Genomic DNA, 265 nt, shown 5'->3' with positions numbered 1-265 from the left:
TATTCCACGCCGCCTTCGGTTATTTTAGAGGGGTTGTCCATAATCTTTGGTTTTAGTGGTTTTAAGGTTGTCCCGATTTTGGGACGCTCCCTTTTTGTTTGGTGTGTTTTCTTCGGCAAATAATTCTGTCCTATCCATCCAATTGACTGCTAAAGCCTGCCAATCACGTATTGATTTTCCATCGCTTGTTTTCCAATCGTTGGCTTCATAGTGTGCAAAGAATTTTTTTCCTTCATCAGCATTAAAATCTTTTTCAATAAAAAAA

General features: G+C 38.1%; 1 pseudogene. It reads right to left on the bottom strand.

The annotated features are described in order from the left end of the window. Window positions 1-24: 24 nt before the first annotated feature. Window positions 25-265, bottom strand: a pseudogene (locus tag RM529_RS17950) (hypothetical protein); the annotation flags it as partial.

The sequence above is a fragment of the Autumnicola edwardsiae genome, assembly GCF_031846505.1.
Taxonomy (GTDB): Bacteria; Bacteroidota; Bacteroidia; order Flavobacteriales; family Flavobacteriaceae; genus Autumnicola; species Autumnicola edwardsiae.
Note: the sequence above shows the minus strand (reverse complement) of the source record. Positions and strands in the feature narration are given on the sequence as shown.